We start from the raw sequence: 21,357 nt of genomic DNA on the forward strand, positions 1-21,357 counted from the left end.
GCGGTTATCCTTCCCTGCGGTATCCGGCATGGGCCAGTTCCTGCGCCCCCTGCGCAGCACCCGACGCGGGCACGGTTTCGCCGCTGCGGTCCGTCACCCTGTCCCATGCGGCGGCGAGCGCGGAGGCGGTGTCCGGCCCGGTGCCGATGGCCGCGCCCGCGGTCAGGGTGATGTTGGCGGTCGCGAAGGCCCCCGCGCCGGCACAGAGGATCGTGCGGTTCGGCGCGTCCCCGGCCAGCAGGGCCACGACGCCGGGGCTGACGAAGCCGGGTTGCAGGAGGTCGAGTTCCTGCTGCGGCAGCAGCCCGTCGAGCATCTGCGTCGCCGCCGTCGGCGCGATGCAGTTGACCCGGATGTCATAGCGCGCGCCTTCCAGCGCGAGGGTCTGCATCAGTCCGACAAGCGCCATCTTGGCCGCCCCGTAGTTCGATTGCCCGAAGTTGCCGTACAGCCCGGACGACGAGGTCGTCATGACGATACGGCCGGACCCCTGAGCCTGCATGATCGGCCACACGGCCTTGCAGCAGTGTACCGCGCCCATCACGTGCACGTCCATCACCAGCCGGAAATCGGCGAGGTCCATCTTGGCGAAGGACTTGTCGCGCAGGATCCCGGCGTTGTTCACCAGCCCGTCGATGCGGCCCCAGGTGTCGGTGATGCGGGCCACCATCGTGTCGACCGCCGCCATGTCGGCGACGGATCCGGCCAGCGCGATGGCCTCTCCGCCCGCCTGGGCGATCTCCTCCGCCACGGCCTGCGCGGGGGCGAGGGCAAGGTCGTTCACCGCCACTTTCGCGCCGTGCCGGGCCAGCAGGAGCGCGTGGTCGCGGCCAAGCCCGCCGCCCGCGCCCGTCACAAGGGCCACGCGGCCCGTCAGATCGGTCATTTTCTGCTCCTTGCGTCTATGTCCGTGCGTCCGCGCCGGCGGGTCGCGGGGCGGCGGTGCCGACCAGCCAGTTCCACGGCGTCGTGCCGGTGGCGCGTCGGCGGGCGAAGTCCTCTTCCACCAGCTCGTACATGCCGGGGAACAGGTCGCGGCGGACCAGCGGCCGGTCCGCGATGTGCAGGATCGCCCCCCTGTCCGCGTAGGGCGGCCAGTCGGGTGCGCCCTCGGCCGTCGGGGTGCCGTCGCGGGTGAAGGCGGTCCAGTAGTCGCCGATGATGCGGGTCAGCGCGGCCTCTTCTTCGGTGTCGGGGGCCTTGGGCCAGGCCGGGGGCGACTGGCGCATGGTGTCGAAGACATAGGGCAGTTCGGCGGCGTGGAAGGCGTGCAGGTCGCGGGCGTCGGCCTCCGGATAGCCGTGATCGAAGAAATAGACATGGGCGGGCCGGCCGTTGGCGACCTGTGCCTTGGCGGCGGCCAGCACGGTCCAGCCGAAGAGCGCATCGCCCGCCGCCGCGTCGCCGCTGCGCGCCGGGTCGTCGGCGGGATAGCGGGCGAGGAACCGGTCGGCGAGGTCGCCATAGCGGGCGCGGATGATCCGTTCGTACTCGGCCGGGCTGGCGGGCACCGGGGGGCGGAGGAATTCGAGGGTCGGGATCTCGCGCGCGTTCCAGCCGGCGAGGAGGGGGACCGGCGCGGTCTGTCCGGTGCGGAAGAGGGTGAGCGGCTGGTCGGGCAGGATGAGCCCGTCGACCACCCCCTGCGCGGCGAACCCGGCGGCGTCAGCGGCGAGCGACAGCTCCTGCGGGTCGCGCCGCCTGAGGTCGTCGATGGAGATGGCGCCGAGCGCGGCGAGCAGCCTTTCGCCCGCGGCTTCCCCGGAGCCCATGCCGTGCCGGTCTTCCTTCAGGTGCTGGGCGGAGCAGATGTGCCCGCTCTGGGCGATGGCGCGGGCAAAGAGCCCGCGGGCGGCGGGCGCACAGAGCAGGTAGTAGACGCTGAGCGCCCCGGCGGATTCCCCTGCAACAGTGACGTTATCAGGATCGCCGCCGACCGCCGCGATGTTGCGCTGCACCCATTGCAGCGCCGCGATCTGGTCGAGCAGGCCGTAGTTGCCCGAGACGCCGTCGGGCGATTCAGCCGAGAGGTGGGGATGGGCGAGGTAGCCATGCACGTTGAGCCGGTAGTTGATCGTCACCACCACCTGTCCGCGCCGGGCCAGGGCCGCGCCGTCTGTCAGCGCCTCGCTGCCCGCGCCGCGCAGCAGGTTGCCGCCGTGGATCCAGACGAAGACGGGCAGGTCGCTGGCGTCCTTCGGGGCCCAGATGTTGAGGTTGAGGCAGTCGTCGCCCTTCTCCTCGATGTGGCATTCGTAGACGCTGCCCCTGCGGCGGAGCGGCTGCGGACAGGCGAGGCCGAAGGCGGTGGCGTCGAACAGGTCCGCGCGGTCGGGCACCGGGACAGGGGGCCGCCAGCGCAGGTCGCCGCCGGGGGGCAGGGCGTAGGGCAGGCCGCGCCAGACGTTCAGCGCGCCTTCGGTCCGGCCGAGGGCGGCACCGGAGGGGAAGCGGGCGACAGGCCCGTCAGGCTGCTGGTTCATGGATCGGGTTTCCGTTGCTGTGGCGGTCCGGGCGCCCCCTGTGGCCGGGGACGGGACGGGGCCGCGCGCTGTCAGATGATGCCGGCGGCGCGCAGGCTGGCGATCTCCTCCGGCCCGAGGCCGGCGGCGGCAAGCACCGCCTCCGTATCCGCGCCGAGCAGGGAGGGGGCGGTGTCGGGGTGCAGGTTCGCGCCATTGGCCTTGAACGGCAGGTTCGGCACATGCACCGGGCCGTCGTGGCCGTCGAGGGACATCTCGGACACCAGGTCGCGGGCGGCGAACTGGTCCTCTGCCACCATCTCGTCCAGGCTGCGGACCCGTCCGGCGGGCACGCCGGTGCCGTCGAGGAGGGTTTCCCATTCCGCCGCGCTGCGGGTCATGAACAGGGCGACCAGTTCCTCCCGCAGGCTGGCGGCTTCGGACATGCGGGTGGCGGGATCGGACCAGCGCGGGTCGGCGAGGATGTCGTCGCGCCCGGTGGCGGCGCAGAGCAGGCGGAACTGCCGGTCGTTGTTCGCGGCCAGCATGAGCACCCCGTCGGCGGTCTGGAACGCGCCGGAGGAGGGGCTCTGGCTCCATGCCTCGTTGCCGTTCTGCGACGGCTGCCAGCCGGCGGTGAGGTGCTGCGTGACGAGGGAGGCCATGAGCATCAGCGCGGTGTCCATCATGGCCACGTCGAGCCGGACCGCACGGCCGGTGCGCCGGACCTCGGCCAGCCCGGCCATGATCGCCATGGCGGCGTTCATGCCGGTGGCATAGTCGACATAGGGCGCGCCGACCTTGGTCGGGCCGTCGCCCTTCTTGCCGGTGGTGAGCATGATGCCGCACATGCCCTGTATGACGTGGTCATAGGCCGGGCGCGGGCTGAGCGGGCCGTCGTGCCCGAAGGCGGAGACAGAGCAGTAGACGATGTCGGGCCGCAGCTCCCGCACCGCCTCGAACCCGAGGCCGAGGCGGTCGGCGACGCCGGGCTTGAAGTTTTCCACGAAGATGTCGGCGGAGGCGATGAGACGACGCAGCGCGGCCAGCCCGGCCGGGGCCTTGAGGTCGAGCGTCACGGATTTCTTCGCGGCATTGTGGGCCAGGAAGTTCAGCCCCATGCCCCGCGCGCCAAGCGTCATGTCCGGCCCGCCGTTGCGGGTCCAGTCGCCTTCCCCCGGCTTTTCGATCTTGAGCACCTCGGCCCCGAGGAGGGCGAGCTGATAGGTCGCGAAGGGACCGGCCAGAACCTGGCTGAGATCGACGACGCGCAGCCCGGCAAGCGGGCGGAAGCCGTCGCCGTCGCCTGCGGTCGTATCCTGTGCTGTGCCTGGACCTGCCGGACGCGCCTCCTCTGCGCGGCCGGTGCCGAAAGTGCTGTTCATCACGTTCTCCTGCCTTGACGTGAAACGGCCGGAATTCTCTCCACCCCCTCTTGCCATACGGGGTCGCTATCCATAAAAAAAATTCAAAAAATCTGCACCGTGATAGGCAGGGTTTATGACTCACTCACCGCAACATCTGGACCGGCTGCGCCTGCGTCACCTGCGCCTGCTGGAGCTTATCAACGATCACAGATCGCTGCGCGCGGTGGCGGAACAGCTTTCCCTGACGCAGCCCGCCGTGTCGCAGATGGTCAAGGATCTGGAGTTCGCCCTTGGCGCCGTGCTGGTCGACCGATCGGTGCGCGGGGTGGAGCTGACGGCGGTCGGGCGGCTGGCGCTGCAGCGGGCGCGGTCCGGGCTGGCGGCGTTCCACACGCTTGCGGCGGAACTGGACGAGGGCCTGCCGCCGACGCTGCATGTCGGCACCAATCCGGCCATGATGTTCAACATGATCCCGGCGGCCCTGCGCATCGCGCGTGAGGCGGATGCGGGCGTGCGTTATGTCCTGCGGACCGGGCTGGCAATGGACATGGCGCGCGCGCTCTGGGACGGGGAGATCAACTGCTATGTCGGGCGCATCGACTGGGAGGTCGTGCCGGGCGAGATGAAGCGCAGCCTGCGCCACGTTCACCTGTACGAAACCGACCTTGTCGCCGTGTGTTCGCAGTCGCATCCGCTGGCCGGGCGCGGCGACCTGACCCCGGAGGACCTGCGCGACACGGTCTGGGCCCTGCCGCCGGAGGATTCCAAGAACCGCATGGGGCTGACCTCGGCCTTCCGCAACAACGGCCTGCCCGAGCCGCGCATCGCGGTCGAGGTGGCGGCGGATCCGAACGGCCTGATGAACATCGTGCGGGAGATGCCGCTGCTGGCGGTGATCCCCCGGCTGGTTCTGAACACCCCGGCGGCGGGCACGCAGCTGGTGGCGCTGGACGCGCCCTTCCTGAACCTGCCGCCGGTCGAGATCGGGTTTCTCACGCTGGTGGAGCAGGAGCAGCTGATCGGGCTGAATGCATTCCGGGAGGCGCTGGTCGCGGCAGTGGCCTCGGAGTTCGGGTAGCGGGCGTTACTTGCGGCGGAAGACCACGGGGCAGTCGCCGATCCGGTCCTCGATCAGTTCGAGCCAGTTCCAGGCGCCGGGGCGGTTGGCCAGATGCGCGTCGAGAAACGCCGCCGTCACCATCCTGAGCGCGTCGAACTGGTGCGGCACGACGGAGCCTTCGGGCGTCATGCCGCCAAGGTAATGGGTCGCGTCGTCCAGCACCGCCAGCATCTTCCCGCCCGGCGGGGCAAGGTCGAAGGGTTCGCACTTCCAGTGCCAGTCCTGCCCCTTCGCGCCGCCGTCGCGGGTGCCGGTGACGGTCAGCACGGGGCCGGTCATGGCGTCCCACGATCCCTCGCGCAGGCCCTGCTGGTCGCGCCCCTGTCCGCTGAGCACGAGGGCGGCCGAGAAGCGCGGCTCCGCGAAACTGCGGGTGCCGTCGGGCAGATCCACCACGGCCCCGGCGAGGAGCTGCGCGGTATAGGCCCCGAAGGAATGGCCCGCGATTGCCAGCGGCAGCCCGGCGGGGTCGGTGCCGATGGTCGCGAGGATGTCGGGCAGGCGGTCGAGGATCGCCGTGACGATGCGGATGCGATCCAGCCCGTAGGCCGGGTCGTGCAGGATCCGCATCATCGCCTCGCGCGCGGCGGGACGTGTGCGGGACCACAGGACAAGGGTGTCGTCGGACGGATCCAGTCCGAGATCGGGATGCGTCTTCGCGACCTCGAATATGCTGTCGGCGAAAGTCGGGTGGATCACCACGTAGCCCTGGCGGACCCAGGCCTCCGTCAGTTCTCCGTAGGCGCGGCCGCTGGAGCCGAGACCGTGGCAGAAGACCACGATGCCGCGCGCCGTGCCGTCTGCGGGGTGGCGCAGGATCAGCGGCGGGGCGGTGTCGGCCTCTCCGGGCAGGGGGGTTGTCGTGACGGCGGGGTCGGAGCCGTCGCAGCGGGCGCTCCAGGGCATGGTCATGGGGCGGTGACTCCTTCGGGGCGTGCCGGATGTGCGGCGATGTCGGACTCAGCCAGGAAGCAGCGGGCGGTGCCGCCGCCGGCCACCGGCAGGACGGGCGGGGTTTCGGCCCGGCAACGCGGCATGGCGAGCGGGCAGCGGTTGCGGTAGGGGCAGCCGCCGGTCGCGGCGCGCGGCAGGTCGCTGACGGGGGCGCTGCGCCGGGCGGCCCGGCGCGCCCGCTGCCGCGCGGGATCAAGCAGCGGGACCGCATCCAGCAGCGCGCGGGTATAGGGGTGGGCGGGGGCGTGGTAGACCCGGTCGGCGGGCCCTTCCTCGACGATATGGCCCAGGTACATGACGGCGATCCGGTCCGAGATGTGATGCACCAGCGCGAGGTCGTGGGCGATCAGCAGGTAGGACATGCCGGTCGCGTCGCGCCGTTCGTAGAGCAGGTTGATGATCTGGTTCTGGGTGGACACGTCAAGCGCGCTGACGGGTTCGTCGAGCACGATCAGCTTCGGCTGAAGGGCCAGCGCGGCGGCGATGGCGATCCGCTGGCGCTGGCCGCCGGAGAATTCGTTGGGATACCGCCCGAGATGCGTCGGGGCCAGGCCGACGAGCCGCAGCAGGTCCTCTGCCCGGTCGCGGCGCGCGGCGGGGTCGAGACCGGTGTGGATCTTCAGCGGCTCGGTGACGATCTGTTCGACGGTCATCGACGGGTTGAGAGAGGAATAGGGGTCCTGGAACACGGCCTGGATCTGCCGCCGGACCTCGGGCGGATAGCCGTCGCGCAGCGCGGCCAGGTCGGTGTTGTTGAACATCATCCGCCCGGCGCTGGCGGGCACCAGTCCAAGCAGGGCGTTGGCGATGGAGGACTTGCCGGAGCCGGACTCCCCGACGAGGCCGAGGGTTTCGCCCGCGCCGATGGTCAGCGTGGCGGCCTTCACCGCATCCACGCCCGAACGGCGCAGGCCGAGCAGGGAGCGGCCGCCGTAGGTGACGGTCAGGTCCTCGATCCGGAGCAGGGCGTCGGTCATTGCGCGGCCTCCAGCGTCAGGGCCGCGGCATGCACGCAGCGCACCTGCTGGCCGGGGACCTCAGCCGTGGTGAGCGGCACGGGCGCGGCGCAGGCGGCGTCGGCATGGGCGCAGCGGCTGGCAAACCGGCACCCCGGGGGCCAGCTGCCCGGCGGGGGCACGGTGCCGGGGATGACCGGAAGGGGTGGCGTTCCGCTGGCCCCGTGCGGCATCGCGGACAGCAGGCCGGAGGTATAGGGGTGCCGGGGATGGGAAAACAGCCGGTCGACGGACGCGGTCTCGACGATCTCGCCGCAGTACATGACGGCGATGCGGTCGCAGATGTCGGCGGCAACGGCGAGGTCGTGGGTAACGAACAGCATGGCCATGCCGAAATCGTCCTGCAGATCGCGGAAGAGGTCGAGGATCTCCTGCTGCACGGTCACGTCCAGCGCGGTGGTCGGTTCGTCCGCGATCAGCAGCTTGGGGCCGCAGGACAGGGCGCGGGCAATCGCGATCCGCTGCGCCATGCCGCCGGAGAGTTCGTGCGGATAGGCGTCGGCCCGTTCGGCGGGGCGGGGAATGCCGACCCGGTCGATCAGTTCGACCGTGCGGTCGCGGGCGGCGCGTCGGGACAGGCCCTGCTTGACGCGCAGCACCTCGGCGATCTGGCTGCCGACGGTAAAGGCGGGGTTGAGGCTGGTGGTCGGGTCCTGGAAAACCATGGCGATGTCGCTGCCGCGCGCGGCCTCCAGCCCCGAGGCGGGCAGGGACAGCAGGTCGGTCCCGTCCAGCAGCACCCGGCCGCCGGCGATCCGCCCTCCGGCGCCGATCAGCCCCATGAGCGCCAGCCCGGTGACCGTTTTGCCCGACCCGGATTCCCCGACCAGTCCAAGCGTTTCGCCCCGACCGATGCGGAAGGACATGTCGGTCACCACCGGCACCGGCTGCCCGCCCTTGGGCGATACGGTGACCGTCAGCCCGTCGACCAGCAGGGCATCGTCCGCCCGCGGCGTCATCGGTTCGGAGCTCCGGCTGCGGGCGGGGGCGCTGGCGGGGACATGAACGGGCGTGGCCTCGGGCAGGCGGATGCCGCGTCCGATGGAGTCGCGCAGCACGTCGCCAAGCAGGTTGACCGAGAGCACCGTCGCCACGATGGCCAGTCCGGGCGGCACGGCGAGGAAGGCGTTCAGCTCCATATAGGCGGCGGCGGTGTTGAGCATGGTGCCCCAGCTTGCCTGCGGCGGCTGCACGCCAATGCCGATGAAGGACAGCCCCGCCTCGGCCAGCAGCACCGCACCGACGGTCAGCGTGACCTGGACGATCAGCGGCGGCGCGATGTTGAGGAAGATGTGCCGGACCAGGATGCGCGAGGGAGAGGCGCCGATGACGCGGGCGGAGCGGACGTAGACCTCTTCGCGTTCGGTCAGCACGACGGAGCGGGCGAGGCGCAGGAAGGCGGTGGAATAGAGGATGCCAAGCGCGAACATCGCGCGGTGCAGCCCTGTGCCGAGAATGGCGATGATGACGATCGCCACCATGATGCCGGGGATCGACACGATGGCCTCGACCAGCCGCATGGTGACCCAGTCCCACCATCCGCCGCGGTAGCCGATGAACAGGCCCACGGGCACGCCGATCAGCACCGCCAGCCCGGTAGCCTCGGCCGCCGCGATGACCGCGATGCGGCTGCCGTGGATCATCCGCGACAGCACGTCCCGGCCCAGGTCGTCGGTCCCGAGCCAGTGTTCGGCGGAGGGACCCTGCAGCATGTCCATCAGGTTCTGCTGCAGCGGGTCGTAGGGCGCCAGCCATTCCGCGAAGAGCGCGCAGATCAGCAGGGTCGCAAGCACCGCGACCGAGGGGATGACCACGGCGAGGGTGGAGGGGCGGACGTGGGAAAGTTTCATGCCGGACGGGCCTTCGGGTTGATGAGGCCATAGAGCACATCGGTCGCCAGTTGCACCGCCATGACCACCAGCACGAGCACCAGCACGATGCCCTGGATCATCGGGATGTCCTGCTGGCGGACGGCGGCCACGGCAAGCGATCCGATGCCGTTGATGGCAAAGACCTGTTCGACGATCAGCGCGCCGCCGAGCAGCACGGTGATCTGGAACGACAGCACGGTTACGACGGGCACCAGCGCGTTCTTGAGCGCGTGGCGGAAGATCACCCGTCGCGCGGGCAGGCCCTGCGCCCGGGCGGCGCGGATGTAGTCCTGCTGCAGCACGCCGACCATGGCGGACCGGACCTGACGGGCGATGGCCGCGCTGGTCGACAGGCCAAGCGCGAGCGCCGGCAGGGTGATGGAGCGCAGCCAGCCCGCCGGATCCTCGGCCAGCCGGACATAGCCGGTGGCGGGGAACCAGCGCAGCGACACGGCGAAGACCGAAGCGAGGATCAGGCCGAACCAGAAGTTCGGCACCGCCTGACCGATGGTGGCGCCGACGGTGGCCAGCCGGTCGATCCAGCTGCGTGGCCGCAGCGCCGCCGCCACCCCCGCGCCCAGTCCGACGACCACCGAGATCAGCACGGAAGCGAATGTCAGCGACAGGGTGGCGGGCATCCGCAGCATCACCGCGTCCGTCACCCGCACGGAGTTGAAGAACGAGGTCCCGAGGTCGCCCTGCACCGCCTGTCCCAGCCAGGTGACATAGCGGGTCACGAACGGCTCGTTCAGGCCGAGCCGTTCGCGGATCATCTGGTACTGCTCTTCCGAGCCGCGGTCGCCGATGATCAGGTCGACCGGGTCGCTTGGCAGGAGCGCGGTGAAGGAGAACGTCAGGACCGAGACGATCAGCAGCAGGGGCACCATCGCCAGAAGACGCTGTCCGATCAGTCTCAGCATGACGGTCTCTTTCCTGTTCGCGCCGGGGGCCGGTCAGTTGCCGAGGCGGATGCCGGCAAAGTACGGCGTGTCGGTTCCGGGCCGGAACTGCACCGTTTCGTTGGTCGCCACCGCGTCGGAGGCCCCGAAGAGGATGGGCGTCGTGGTGATGAAGATCATGTAGCTCTCCTCCGCCAAGCGACCGAGCATCTCGCGGTAGATCGGCGCGCGGCCGGCTTCGTCGGCGATGGCGAGCCCGGCTTCGCTCAGCTCGGTCAGCTTCGGGTCGGGCTTGATCCTGAACGGATTGAACACCGCGTCCTCGGCCACGTAGTAGGTCGTGACGAATTTCGGATCGATGGCGTTGTTCCAGACGAGGTTGGTCGCGGGGAAGTCGGTCGTCCGGCTGCGCCGCGCCAGGGTGCCCGGTTCAACCGTCTGGATGTTCATCGTGACGTTGATTTCCTTGAGGAACCCCGCCACCGCCTCGAGCCGGGAGGCGAAGATCGGGATGGAGGGCATGGTGAACTCGAACCCCTCCGCATAGCCCGCCTCCTGCATCAGGGCCTTCGCCTTGTCGAGGTCGTAGGCATACCTGCCCTCGAGTGCCGGATCGTAGGCCCAGAGACCTTCGGCGTAGGGCTGGGTGGCCGGGGTGGAGAGGCCGAATTCGACCGCCTTGGAAAACGCCTCCCGGTCGATGGCATAGTTCATCGCCATGCGCACGCGGGGGTCGGCGAAGGCGGGCACCTGCGTGCCCTCGCGGTCGAGAACGGAGAGGTGATAGGTCGTGCCGCCAGGCTGGCGCAGCAGCTTGAGCCCCGGCGTGCGGTCGACAATCGCGGCCTGCGGGGAAGACAGGAAGATCGCCAGATCCACCTGCCCGGTCTTCAGCGCGTTGAGCCGCGCGGTGTTGTCGGGGATCTCGGAAATCTCGATCCGGGCAAGGCCCTGCGCCTCCGGGTCGCGGTAGCCGGGGGCGGGGGTGTAGACCCGCAGTTCGCCTTCGCGGGACTCTTCGGGGCTGTAGACATAGGGTCCCGTGCCGACCGGGTTGCGGTCCAGCGCCGGGTCGTCCAGCGCGGCGGCGCTGACCATCATGCCCGCGGTGCCGGACAGGGCGTCGATGATCGAGGGATCGGGGCTCTTCAGGGTCAGGGTGATCTGGTCCGGTCCGGTTGCCTCGGCTTTCTCGGCCAGCTTCACGCCGGCGTTCACGCCCAGTTCTATCACACGGTTGAGGTTCCGCGCGGCCAGGTCCGCCGTCAGGTCGGTGCCGTCGGAAAACGTGATGCCGGGCTTGAGGGTGATGGTCACCGTGCGGCCGTCGACCTGATAGCTGTCGGCCAGCACCGGAACGATGTCGCCGTCGGGGTTGCGGTCGAACAGGGATTCGTAGACCGGGCGCAGGTAGGAAAAGCCGCCGCCGCTGTGATTGTGCGGATCCATGGTGATCAGCTTGGCCTGTTCGGCAAAGCGGAACGTTCCCGCAGGGTCTGCCGTGGCGGGCAGCACGAACAGCGCCGCCGCGGCAAAGGTGGAATACGCGAGTTTTCTGATGGCAAATGTCATGATGGGCCCTCCCTGCCCTTGTCTCCTCGTCAGGAGGCGTAGCGCAGGCAGGGCAATCAAAAAAATTCAGAACTTCTTGCCGGGTTATAAATTTTAGCTATGGCTTGCGGCGGGCGGAACGCTCTGGGACCGTGTCGCGGCGCCCGGCCCTGACCGTGATAAGGCAGGGTTATCAGATGTAAGATACTTTCGACTATTATTATCACCCGCCATCTGGTCCGCTGCGCTTCGATCGGGGCCGCCGCGCGGAAGAGGAGCCAGCGCGGACCGGCTGACGGCGGGACCGTAACCGATCCAGGTGGAGGAATCTCATGCGTAGCGCCAATATCGTGTCCGGCGTCATTCTGATCGTCTTCGGCGCGGCCATGCTTCTGGTCATCATCCCGGCCCAGATCGAGGAGGGACCGGAGGGCATGATGTCGCCACGCCTTGTGCCGCAGATGATGATGGCGCTCATCATGGGGCTGTCGCTGCTGCTGGTGCTGTCCAACCTGCGCGCCGCGCCGGATCCCGATGCCGCGCCGCCTTTCACACGGTCCGAACTGATCGCGTCAGCCGCGCTTCTGGGGCTGTTCGCGGTAACGGTGGCGCTGTTCCTGACCGTCGGTGTGCTTGCGGCGAGCGTCGTGCTGATCGTCGGCGCGCTGCTGATCTTGGGAGAGCGCCGGCCGGTCGCGCTGGTGCTGATGCCGCTGTGCCTGATCGGCGGGGCCTATCTGCTGTTCTACCGCCTTCTCGGCACGGCAATCCTGTGAGCGCGTCATGCAGGACCTGATCCACGGATTTGCCGACGTTCTGACCGTCTACACACTGGCCTGGATCTGCGCCGGGGTCACGCTTGGCTATGTGCTTGGCGTATTGCCGGGGCTGGGCAAGGCGACCGGGGTGGCGGTGGCCATTCCCCTGACCTTCTATCTTGAGCCGGTCGCCGCGATCGCCCTGCTGATCGGCATTGCAAAGGGGTCGGCTGCGGGCAGCGCCGTGTCCGCCATCCTGCTGAACACGCCGGGAGAACCGTCATCCGCGCCGACCGCGCTGGACGGCTATCCGATGGCGCGGCAGGGCAAGGCGCAGAAGGCGCTGAAGATGGGGCTCTATGCCTCGGTCATCGGGGATTTCCTGTCGACGGTACTGCTGATCTGCCTTGCCGCGCCGATGGCCCGCTATGCGCTGCTGATCGGCCCGGTGGAGCTGTGCGCGATCCTCGTCTTTTCCATGACATTCATCGGCGGGCTTTCGGGGCGGTCGCTGCTGAAGGGGCTGATAGCCGGGGCCTTCGGCGTGTTCTTCGCCACCGTCGGGCTGGAGACCGAGACCTTCATCCCGCGGCTGACCTTCGGCCTGCTCGACCTCGACGACGGGTTGCCGCTGGTTCCGATCGCCATCGGGATGCTCGCCGTGGCCGAGATGATCGTGCAGGCGGGCAACATGCGCCAGCTGGACCGGGAGACGGAGCAGATCGTCGACGGCACCCGGCCGGAGGACCGCGTGGTGCTCTGGTCCGACTGGAAGCGCTGTTTCGCGCCGATCCTGCGCGGCACGCTGATCGGGTCGGTCGTCGGGATCCTGCCCGGTCTGGGCGCGAGTGTCGGGTCCTTCCTGTCCTATGGTGCGACGCGCCGGGCCTCGGACCGCCCGGAGGAGTTCGGCACCGGCCGGATCGAGGGCGTCGCCGCAGCCGAGAGCGCAGACAACGCGGTTGTGCCCGCCAGTTTCGTGCCGCTCTTCGCGCTTGGCATTCCCGGCTCTGTCATCGCCGCGATCCTGATCGCCGCCTTCGTGCTGCACGGGCTGACCCCCGGCCCGCGCATGTTCCAGGAACAGCCCGAACTGGTCGCCGCGGTCTATGCCGCCATGCTCTGCGCCAGCGGGATCCTGCTGTTCATCGGCTATACCGGGCAGCGCATCTTTGCCCGCGTCGCCACGGTACCGGTCCGGCTGATCATTCCGGTGGTGCTGTTCCTCTGCTGCATCGGCGCGTGGATGGAGACCGGGTCGATCTTTGCCATCTACATCATGCTGGCCTTCACCGTTCTCGGCATTCTCGCCAAGAAGCTGGATTTCTCCTTCGTCACCTTCCTGATCGGATTTGTCATCGGGCCAAGCGTCGAACTGTCGTTCCGCCAGTCGCTGCAGATCCTCGATCACAGGTGGAGCAACCTGACCGGGCATCCCATTGCCCTTGTCTTCATCGCCCTGACCGCTGTCGTTCTTGTCGCGCTGGCGCGGGGCCGCAGCGGGGGCGGGGCGGTCGGAACCGTCCGCGACACCGGAACCACCATCACGAAAGGGAGGATATCGTGAAACATCCAGACAGACGCAAAGTCACCGCCGCGCTCGCGGCACTGGCGCTGGCCGCCTTCGGGCAGGCCGGCGCGGCCCAGGCGCAGGGCTATCCCGACAAGCCGATCACCATGCTTGTCGGTTACAACGCCGGCGGCCAGACCGACCTTGTCGCGCGGGCCGCGGCCAAGGTCCTGTCGGACGAACTGGGCCAGCCGGTCAACGTCGTCAACAAGCCCGGTGCCGGGGGCGGGGTCGCCGCGCGCGAACTGACCCAGGCGACGCCGGACGGCTACACGATCATGTTCCACGCGAATTCGGTCGTGAACCAGGATCCCTTCCTGATGAAACGGATCACCTTCACCCCCGAGGATTTCGAATGGGCGGGGTTCATCACCGTCTACCAGGCCGGTCTGATCACCCAGAAGGACGCGCCATACGACGACCTTGACGGCTTTGTGGCCTGGGCGAAGGAAAACCCCGGTTTCGCCTATGCCACGCTGAGCCCGGGGGCGCGCATGATCATGCAGGAGATCGCGAAGAAAGAGGGGCTGGAGGTCAATTATGTTCCGGTCAAGGGCGGCGGAGAGATGATCAACGCCATCCTCGGCAAGCAGTCGGTGCTGGCGATGTCGGGCGGGTTGCATGCCAAGTATCCCGACGACATCAAGACGCTGGCGGTGCTGACGACCTTCCGCCAGCCCTCCTGGCCCGAGGCCAAGTCGATTGACGAATACGGCTACACGCTGGCGATGGACGGTCGCGCGGGGATCATGGCGCCGAAGGGCACCCCGCCGGAAATCATCGAACGGCTGTCCGACGCGCTCGCCAAGGCCGAGACGGACGAGACCTTCGCCAAGGTCACCGGCGCGGCGGACATTCCGATCATGTACATGAACGCCACCGACGCGAAGGCGGAGATCGAGCGGACCTACAGGGAATACGGCGAGATCTTCCGGAACGCGGGGATCGAGCCCCAGTAGGCGACAGCAGGAAACAGCCGTGCCGCCGGAACCGATCCGGCGGCGCGGTGCCGTCTGTCAGGCGGGGGCGAGGGTGGCGGTGGCCTGCATGGCCAGTTCACCCTCGGGACCTTTCGCCCAGAGCGGCAGGGTCCCCTCCGTCTCCGCCCCCGCCTGCAGCGTGAAGGGGCGGTCGCAGAACAGGGGGGCCACGCCGCGGAAGTCGAAGCGTGTCAGCCGGCGGCCACCTGCGGCAGCGAAGCCCTGCAACAGCGTCGCGGTGAGGGGGCCGTGCACGACGAGGTCGCGATAGTCCTCCTCCTCCCGCGCGTAGGTGCGGTCGTAGTGGATGCGGTGGCCGTTGGAGGTCAGCGCGGAATAGCGGAACAGCAGCACGGGGTCGGGGGTGACGGTCTGCGCGCGGGTGGCGCCTTCGGGCGCGTCGGGCGGGGTCGGCCTTGGCGCACCGGGGCCAGGGGCCTCTCGGTAGACGATGTCCTGCTCTTCTTCGATGCAGAGCGTGCCGGACTGGCTCAGCCGGTGCCGCACGGTGACGAAGACCAGCTGTCCCGCGCGACCCGACTTGGAGGTGACGTCCACGATCTCGCTTTGCTTCCGGGTCTCTGTCCCGATGATCAGGGGGCTGTGGTAGGTCAGCCGCCCGCCTGCCCACATCCGGCGGGGCAGGGTGACGGCGGGCAGGAAGCCGCCGCGTTTGGGATGCCCGTCCGCACCGACGTCCCTGCGCCGCACGAAGGGGTTGAAGTACAGCCAGTGCCATCCCGGCGGCAGCGCGTCGCCGGTACCGGGCGCGTCGTCCAGGTCGAGCGTCGCCGCCAGTGCCGCGGCGCGGTCGGGTGACAGAGGGTCGACGTGCCGTTCGGTCCGGCCGATGGCGTCGGAATGGTCGGGTTCGGTCATCAGCTGTCCTTCAGTAGATCGCCCGGTCCGCAACCAGGTCGTCGATGCGCGCCCGGCTGAGACCGAGGAGTTCGCCATAGACATAGTCTTCGTCGCCGCCCAGGTCAGGCGTGCCCCGCGTGATGCCGGGACTGTCGTCCGAGGAAAAGCGCGCCACCCGTCCGACCGCGGCGCGAATGGCCCCGCCGGTTTCCGCGACATCGAGGATCGATCCCCGCGCCCGCATATGCGGATCCGAAACGATGTCCGACGCGGCCCAGGAAACGTGGGCGGCGATCCCGGCGGACTGGAGCAGATCCGTCGCGGCCTCGGCCGTCCGGGCAGAGGTCCAGGCGGAGATCTGCCCGTCGAGCCCGGCGGCATTGCCATGGCGGCTGGCGGCGGTGGCGTAGCGCGGATCGGTGGCCAGTTCCGGATGGCCGATAACCGCGGCGAGGCTGCGGAATTCGGCATCGGAGGACACCGCAATCGCGATCCATCGGTCGCTGTCCCGTGACGGATACAGCCCGTGCGGCGCGCGGCGGAGATCGGCGTTACCCATGCGGTCGACCCTGATCCCGGCGGAGGCGGCGGTCAACGCATCCCCGACGAGGGCCGAGGCGACCTCGCGCGCGGCGACGTCGACATGGCAGCCCGCTCCGGTACGGCGGCGGCGGTGCAGGGCGGCCAGTGTCGCGAGCGCGGCGTTCATCCCGACCGAATGGTCCATGACATGCCGCATCTCGACCGGCGGGCCGTCGGCGTGACCCGAGAGGTGACCGATGCCGCCCCATGCCCCGAAGAGCGGGGCGTAGCCGGCGAAGTGGCTTTCCGGCCCGGTCTGGCCGGAGGAGGAGACGGAGACCATCACGATGTCCTCCTTCACCGCCTTCAGCACGTCGTAACCGAGGCCGAGCCGGTCCATCACCCCGGCGCGGAAACTTTCGGCGGCCACGTCCGATACCGCCACCAGTTGCTTCGCCAGCGCGACTCCATCGGGGTGCTTGAGGTTCAGCCGCACCGACAGCTTGTTCGAGGAGACCTGATCGAAGGTCGCCGGCCCCTGCCGGCCATAGACGGCGTGGGATTTGCGGAAGATGTCGGGGCGCAGGGCGGTTTCAACCTTGATGACCTCTGCCCCGAGCTGGCTGAGCATATGGGTGCAGAAGGGTCCTGCCGCGTGGACGGTGAAATCGGCGATCCGCAGTCCGGCGAGGGGCTTCATGCCGTGGCCCTCCGCATGTCGGTCCGGGTCAGCAGCGACTGGTCCGCGCCGGGGGCCGGGACGGCGGGGCCGACGGGCAACGCCTCCGGACCGAAGCGGAAGGGCAGGGACTGGACGCGGACCGGGCCGCCTTCGGTCTTCACAGGATGGAAGATGGCGCGCGCGTTTTCCTGCGCCCCGTCCAGCACCTGTTCGGGGGTGTTGTAACGGGCCATGGGGACACCGCGGTCCTGCGCCGCGCGGACGAGGTCGGTGACCTTCCAGTCGCGCGCCCAGGCCCGGATGCGGGCGTTGATCTCTGCCCCGCGGGCCGATCGCCCGACCTCATCGGCCAGGTCGGGATCGGCGGCCCAGTCCTGCGCGCCGAGCAGGTCGACCAGGCCCTGCCACTGGCGGGATTCCAGCGTGAGGAGTTCGACATATCCGTCGGCACATTCGATGACGCCGCCGAACTTGAATGACCGGGTGAGACGATGTTCGACCGATCCGTCGCCAAGCCGCTGCACAGCAAAGGCGCCGACCGCGACATTGGCGTCCTGCACCGAGACATCGACAAACTGCCCCTGCCCGGACCAGAGCGCCGCAAGCGCCGCCATGGCGGCGGTCGTGCCGCCCTGCATCTGCGCGAAATGCCCGGCGATCTTCAGCGGGGGGCGGTCGGGGAAAAGGTCGGCGGACAGCCCGTTCGGCAGCAGGAAGCCTTCGCCGCCGGAATGGATCAGGGTCAGCTCCTCTCCCCGCCAGTCGGCCTTGGGCCCATGGGCACCGAAGGGCAGGACGGAGAGATGGACCAGCCCCGGATGATCCCGCGCCACTCGGTCCCGGTCGAGGCCAAGTGCGGCGCGGTCCCTGAGCGGGGTGTCGTCGATCAGGATGTCGGCGGTGGCCAGAAGCCGGTCCATGTCCGGCCCGAAACCGTCAGAGGCCGGGTCGCAGATCACGCTGCGCTTGCCGGCGGAAAGGAACGCGAAGAGCGCCCCGGTGCCGCCGGGCAGGAGGGGAGGCTCCTGCCGCAGCGGGGTGCCGTCCGGGGGTTCGGCCATGATGACCTCTGCTCCCATCTGGCACATCAGCCGCCCGGCCTGTGCCGCCGCCGCGCCGGTGGCGCGTTCGATGACGCGGATGCCTGCAAGCGGCGTGTCGGTCATGGCCGGGTTCCTTTCTTCAGCGGACGACGGGCAGGTCCAGATCCAGCGCGCCGCAGTCGAGGAAGGCGCGCAGCTGCGGGTCGCGCGATTGCAGCGCCACGGTGGCGGTGCCCGGCGTGGTCAGTTCGCCGCGCTGGTTCTCGCCCCAGATCTCGATGTCGACGAGCGCGTGACCGTCCTTGATATACTTCTTCGCCACCTTGCCCTTGCACCAGGTGCTGTCGCCCATGGTGTTGAAGCGGCGCATCTCGGTCCGCACCCGCTTGAGAAAACCCGCATCGCCCATCCAGTTGGTGACGAGCGAGGCCATCCACGACGACCTCTGCGGGCCGTAGTCGTAGACGCCGGGCACGCCGACCTCCTTGGCCGTGCTTTCGCGATGGTGGCCGATACCGGTGTATTCGATGCCGCCGCCCGCCTCGGGATTGCGGAAGAAGTGACCGGGGTGCTTCATCGCGGCCTGGAAGACGACGCCATGGGTATGGCCGCGCCCGGATCCGACGAGGAAGCCCATGGTGTCCATCAGCGACAGCGGGCCGCGCACGATGGTGTCGAGCGTTTCGCCCTCGGTCACGTCTTCCCAGTAGCGCACCTTGGAGCCACGGATCTTCGACGGTTCCTCCATGATGCAGGCGTCGAGCTGTTCGTATTCCTCGGGGCTGTAGTCGTAGGTCTTGATGTCCTTGTACTTGCCCGCGTCCCGCGCCGCCTTGCGTTCGTGGCGGGTGCAGGTGCCAAGCGCCCGGGCGAGCATCTCTCCGCGCTGGTTGAAATACGTGGCTTCGACATATTGCAGGACGAGACGGCCGGAGAATTTGGATTCCTTCTCCTCGATCCCGATCACGCGCTCGATCGCGTTGACGCGGTCGCCGGGGCGGATGTGGCGGAAGATCTCCCAGTCGTTGCCGGCGTAGAAGCCGTGGACGCCCGGCAGGCCCCATCTTGTCCGCCCGATCCAGCCAAGCGCCATCGGAAACATCGGGTGGCCGAGCTGCGTGCCGAAGCGGGAAGCCGCGCCATACCCGGTATCGCGGTAAAGGGGGTTCAGGTCGCCGATGCCGTTGCACCAGTTGCGCAGCGTATCCGAGGTCGCGTCCTGGAGGTAGGGGCCCTCGGGACGAAGCTGCAGGCCGATCATGTCCTTCGCGGCGGCAATCGCCTCGTCCGTGATCTTTCCTTCGGCGGGCGCGCCACCCATGCCCTTGGCGTCGTCGTCCTTGATCTTCTCTGCGGTGCTCACTGTCGGGGTCTCCTGTCGGTCTGATGTCTCGTGTCGTGGCGTCTGCCGTTGGATTTCATATAATGCATTATTCTGAGGCAGGTCAAGTCAGCGTGTTTTGTTGTTTTTCAGGTGTATGCTATCGTTCGATACAGTTACGTGACGGGCTTCGAGGCGACCCTTTCCTGTTTTAATGCATTATTCCTGCGACTCGCTCAGAAACTGACCTCGGCCGCCGTGGTGACGGTGGCGTAGCGGCGCAGGCCCGACAGCGCGTGCTCATGCTCTTCGGCGGTCGCCCCGGCGCAGCAGTCTTCAAGCAGGATGCAGGTGTAGTCGCGGTCATGCCCTTCGCGCACGGCGGCGGAAACGACCCCGTTGGTCGACACTCCCGAAAGCACCAGCCGCCGGATCCCCTGTGCGCGGAGCAGGGGCTCCAGCTTCGTGCCGTGGAACGGGCTGACGCGATGCTTGACGATATCCGGATCGCCGGGCTGCGGGGCAAAGGCGCCCAGCACCTCCGTGCCCCATTCACCCAGCTTGAACACGCCGTTGTCCCGCGCCTTGGAAAACACCGGGGACCCGGGCGGGCATTCGGCGTAATCCGGCGAGAAACCGACGCGCACGTAACCGACCATGACCCCGGCCGCCCGCGCCCGGGAAATGGCCAGAGCGGTGGCGTCATAGACTCCGCGTTCCTGCATGAGCGGAACATAGGTCTTCCCGCCCATGCCCTCGGGGTGAACGAGGTCGTTGAGCATGTCCATGACAAGCAGGATCGTATCAGAGGCCATCGCGGTGTCCTTTCCGGTGCGGGGCAGGGGCCCGCGCCGGAGAGGGCGCGGGGACTATTCTGTGTAGCTGGTCTTGAACTCGTCCCAGCCCGCGCGGATGTGCGTGCGCAGGGCCTGCAGGAAGGCGGCCTCGTCGCGGGAGATCAGCGCGCTCAGCATTTCCCGGTGTTCCTGGCTGGCGCGGTCGATCCGGTGATCCAGCTTGTTGATGAGATCGAAGGGAAAGCGCGCCCAGAGCGTGCGGACGAACCGCAGCGTCTGCGGCAGGTCGGCGGCCTGGTAGATGCGTTCGTGGAACCGGTAGTTGATCGACCGGACGGCATCGCGATCCCCGCGCGCTGCGGCGGCCTCGATCTGGTCCTGCAGGTCGCGCAGGCCGTCGATGTCGTTCTTCGTCAGACGGCTGACCGCCCGGAGCGCAAGCTTGCACTCCAGCGTCACGCGCAGATCTGTGATTTCCTCCGTCGCGTTGATGTCGAAGGGGGCCACCGTCGCGCCCCGGTGCGAGCTGCCGAGGATGAAGCCCTCGGCCTCCAGCAGCTTGATCGCCTCGCGGACCGGGGTGATCGAGGTGCCGATCATCTCCGCGATCTGCGCCTGCTTCAGCTTGGAGCCACGCGGGAAATGCCCGGAGATGATGCCTTCGCGCAGAAAGTCCGCGACATATTCTTCCTTGGTCTGGTGCTTCACGACGCCGTCCATGTCTGGCCCCTTCCGCCCCGCAGCGGGGTGATCGGGGGTGCAAAATGCATCCCTTCATGACGCTTTCCCCGGCGGCTGGTCAAGTCGCAGGATACGCCCCTCATGTCCCGGCAGGCTCGGGTAGAGATCGAGCAGCCGCGGATCATGGGCCGGGAGGACATTGTCGTCGCCGTCGGCGAGGTCGCGGATCAGGTCGTGCGCGGCGAGCATGTCGGCGATGCTGAAGGCAATGGCGAAGGGGACGCCGCGTTCGTATTCCTCGTAATAGTGCAAAGCGTCGGAGGCGAGGACGACCCAGCCCCGTTTCGTGTGGATCCGCAGCACCTCCTGCCCCGCGCAGTGGCCGCCGGTCCAGTGGGCGGTGACGCCTTCGGCGACCTCATGGGTGCGGCCGTGCAGGTGCAGGCGGTCGTCGTGGAGAAGATGCACCAGCCGCGCGATCTCGTCCGGCCAGTAGGCGTGGCGGAAGGCGGGTTTCTCCATCCACGGGCCGGTGACATAGGCCATTTCCTCGGCCTGCATCAGGAAACGGGCGTTCGGCAGGGCGTCGAGATAGCCGAGGTGGTCGTAATGGGCGTGGGTCAGCACGACGGTTTCGACCTCAGCCGGGTCGATGCCGAGCGCGGCCCAGCCCTCCGGCGGGCTCATCACCTGGCGGTGGCCGTTTTTCCCGCCTTTCGCCGGGTCAAGCCCGGTGTCGACGACGATGATTTCCTCCCCCGATTTCAGCACCCAGCAAAAGAAGTCGAGCGTCAGGGGCGCGGTCGGGTCCCTGTCCGCGATGAAGTTCACACCCCGCGTGCGGGTGTCGTTCGTGGCATGGCGGATCGCGTAGATCTCCCAGGTCTTCATGGCGGCTCCTC

General features: G+C 68.6%; 19 protein-coding genes. 4 read left to right on the forward strand and 15 right to left on the reverse strand.

The features are described from left to right. Positions 1 to 4: 4 nt before the first annotated feature. The 3 genes from IEV87_RS21535 to IEV87_RS21545 form a co-directional block, all read right to left on the reverse strand. Entirely contained in the window at positions 5 to 886 is an 882-nt protein-coding gene (locus IEV87_RS21535; RefSeq protein ID WP_188479788.1) for an SDR family NAD(P)-dependent oxidoreductase, read from the reverse strand. A 16-nt stretch (positions 887 to 902) separates the two neighbouring features. Then, on the reverse strand, positions 903 to 2,483 hold the full coding sequence (locus tag IEV87_RS21540; RefSeq protein ID WP_188479789.1) for a carboxylesterase/lipase family protein: 1,581 nt from the start codon (positions 2,481 to 2,483) through the stop codon (positions 903 to 905). Positions 2,484 to 2,554: 71 nt separating this feature from the next. Continuing rightward, positions 2,555 to 3,847, reverse strand: a complete 1,293-nt coding sequence (locus tag IEV87_RS21545) for a CaiB/BaiF CoA transferase family protein (protein WP_188479790.1) — start codon at positions 3,845 to 3,847, stop codon at positions 2,555 to 2,557. Between the two features lie 115 nt (positions 3,848 to 3,962). Here IEV87_RS21545 and IEV87_RS21550 point away from each other — a divergent pair, with 115 nt between their 5' ends. Beyond that, the gene (locus IEV87_RS21550; protein WP_188479791.1) at positions 3,963 to 4,907 is read left to right on the forward strand and encodes a LysR substrate-binding domain-containing protein; all 945 of its coding nucleotides are present in this window, start codon (positions 3,963 to 3,965) and stop codon (positions 4,905 to 4,907) included. A 6-nt stretch (positions 4,908 to 4,913) separates the two neighbouring features. Here IEV87_RS21550 and IEV87_RS21555 read toward each other — a convergent pair whose 3' ends face one another. Genes IEV87_RS21555 through IEV87_RS21575 form a run of 5 tightly spaced genes read right to left on the reverse strand, consistent with a single transcriptional unit; the run spans position 4,914 to position 11,261 of the window. Further along, on the reverse strand, positions 4,914 to 5,861 hold the full coding sequence (locus IEV87_RS21555) for an alpha/beta hydrolase family protein (protein WP_188479792.1): 948 nt from the start codon (positions 5,859 to 5,861) through the stop codon (positions 4,914 to 4,916). Further along, positions 5,858 to 6,880: an oligopeptide/dipeptide ABC transporter ATP-binding protein gene (locus IEV87_RS21560; protein ID WP_188479793.1), complete on the reverse strand. Its 1,023-nt coding sequence runs from the start codon at positions 6,878 to 6,880 to the stop codon at positions 5,858 to 5,860. Before IEV87_RS21560 ends, IEV87_RS21555 begins: the two co-directional genes overlap by 4 nt. Continuing rightward, positions 6,877 to 8,769: a dipeptide/oligopeptide/nickel ABC transporter permease/ATP-binding protein gene (locus IEV87_RS21565; protein ID WP_188479794.1), complete on the reverse strand. Its 1,893-nt coding sequence runs from the start codon at positions 8,767 to 8,769 to the stop codon at positions 6,877 to 6,879. Before IEV87_RS21565 ends, IEV87_RS21560 begins: the two co-directional genes overlap by 4 nt. After that, positions 8,766 to 9,710, reverse strand: coding sequence for an ABC transporter permease (locus IEV87_RS21570; protein ID WP_188479795.1), 945 nt, complete (start codon positions 9,708 to 9,710; stop codon positions 8,766 to 8,768). The genes IEV87_RS21565 and IEV87_RS21570 overlap by 4 nt, the downstream gene beginning before the upstream one ends. A gap of 33 nt (positions 9,711 to 9,743) precedes the next feature. Continuing rightward, complete coding sequence (locus IEV87_RS21575; RefSeq protein WP_188479796.1) at positions 9,744 to 11,261, reverse strand: ABC transporter substrate-binding protein; 1,518 nt, start codon at positions 11,259 to 11,261, stop codon at positions 9,744 to 9,746. 311 nt (positions 11,262 to 11,572) lie between these two features. Here IEV87_RS21575 and IEV87_RS21580 point away from each other — a divergent pair, with 311 nt between their 5' ends. Genes IEV87_RS21580 through IEV87_RS21590 form a run of 3 tightly spaced genes read left to right on the forward strand, consistent with a single transcriptional unit; the run spans position 11,573 to position 14,527 of the window. Then, positions 11,573 to 12,016: a tripartite tricarboxylate transporter TctB family protein gene (locus IEV87_RS21580; RefSeq protein WP_188479797.1), complete on the forward strand. Its 444-nt coding sequence runs from the start codon at positions 11,573 to 11,575 to the stop codon at positions 12,014 to 12,016. A 7-nt stretch (positions 12,017 to 12,023) separates the two neighbouring features. After that, entirely contained in the window at positions 12,024 to 13,565 is a 1,542-nt protein-coding gene (locus tag IEV87_RS21585; RefSeq protein WP_188479798.1) for a tripartite tricarboxylate transporter permease, read from the forward strand. Beyond that, the gene (locus IEV87_RS21590; protein ID WP_188479799.1) at positions 13,562 to 14,527 is read left to right on the forward strand and encodes a tripartite tricarboxylate transporter substrate binding protein; all 966 of its coding nucleotides are present in this window, start codon (positions 13,562 to 13,564) and stop codon (positions 14,525 to 14,527) included. Before IEV87_RS21585 ends, IEV87_RS21590 begins: the two co-directional genes overlap by 4 nt. A gap of 57 nt (positions 14,528 to 14,584) precedes the next feature. Here the strand turns inward: IEV87_RS21590 and IEV87_RS21595 are convergent, their stop codons facing one another. From IEV87_RS21595 to IEV87_RS21625, 7 genes are all read right to left on the reverse strand, one after another. Next, a complete protein-coding gene (locus IEV87_RS21595; protein WP_188479800.1) occupies positions 14,585 to 15,427 on the reverse strand; it encodes an FAS1-like dehydratase domain-containing protein in 843 nt (280 codons plus the stop codon). Positions 15,428 to 15,437: 10 nt separating this feature from the next. Further along, positions 15,438 to 16,631: a CaiB/BaiF CoA transferase family protein gene (locus tag IEV87_RS21600; protein ID WP_188479801.1), complete on the reverse strand. Its 1,194-nt coding sequence runs from the start codon at positions 16,629 to 16,631 to the stop codon at positions 15,438 to 15,440. Then, positions 16,628 to 17,779, reverse strand: a complete 1,152-nt coding sequence (locus IEV87_RS21605; protein WP_188479802.1) for a CoA transferase — start codon at positions 17,777 to 17,779, stop codon at positions 16,628 to 16,630. Before IEV87_RS21605 ends, IEV87_RS21600 begins: the two co-directional genes overlap by 4 nt. A gap of 16 nt (positions 17,780 to 17,795) precedes the next feature. After that, entirely contained in the window at positions 17,796 to 19,019 is a 1,224-nt protein-coding gene (locus tag IEV87_RS21610) for an FAS1-like dehydratase domain-containing protein (protein WP_229737768.1), read from the reverse strand. Positions 19,020 to 19,213: 194 nt separating this feature from the next. Beyond that, positions 19,214 to 19,792, reverse strand: coding sequence for a cysteine hydrolase family protein (locus tag IEV87_RS21615; protein ID WP_188479803.1), 579 nt, complete (start codon positions 19,790 to 19,792; stop codon positions 19,214 to 19,216). A gap of 54 nt (positions 19,793 to 19,846) precedes the next feature. Further along, positions 19,847 to 20,494, reverse strand: a complete 648-nt coding sequence (locus IEV87_RS21620) for a GntR family transcriptional regulator (protein WP_188479804.1) — start codon at positions 20,492 to 20,494, stop codon at positions 19,847 to 19,849. 54 nt (positions 20,495 to 20,548) lie between these two features. Next, positions 20,549 to 21,357 (reverse strand): N-acyl homoserine lactonase family protein (locus IEV87_RS21625; RefSeq protein WP_229737769.1); only part of this gene is annotated, 809 nt, incomplete at its 5' end.

The sequence above is a fragment of the Primorskyibacter flagellatus genome (assembly GCF_014638275.1).
GTDB classification, from domain to species: Bacteria; Pseudomonadota; Alphaproteobacteria; order Rhodobacterales; family Rhodobacteraceae; genus Pseudooceanicola; species Pseudooceanicola flagellatus_A.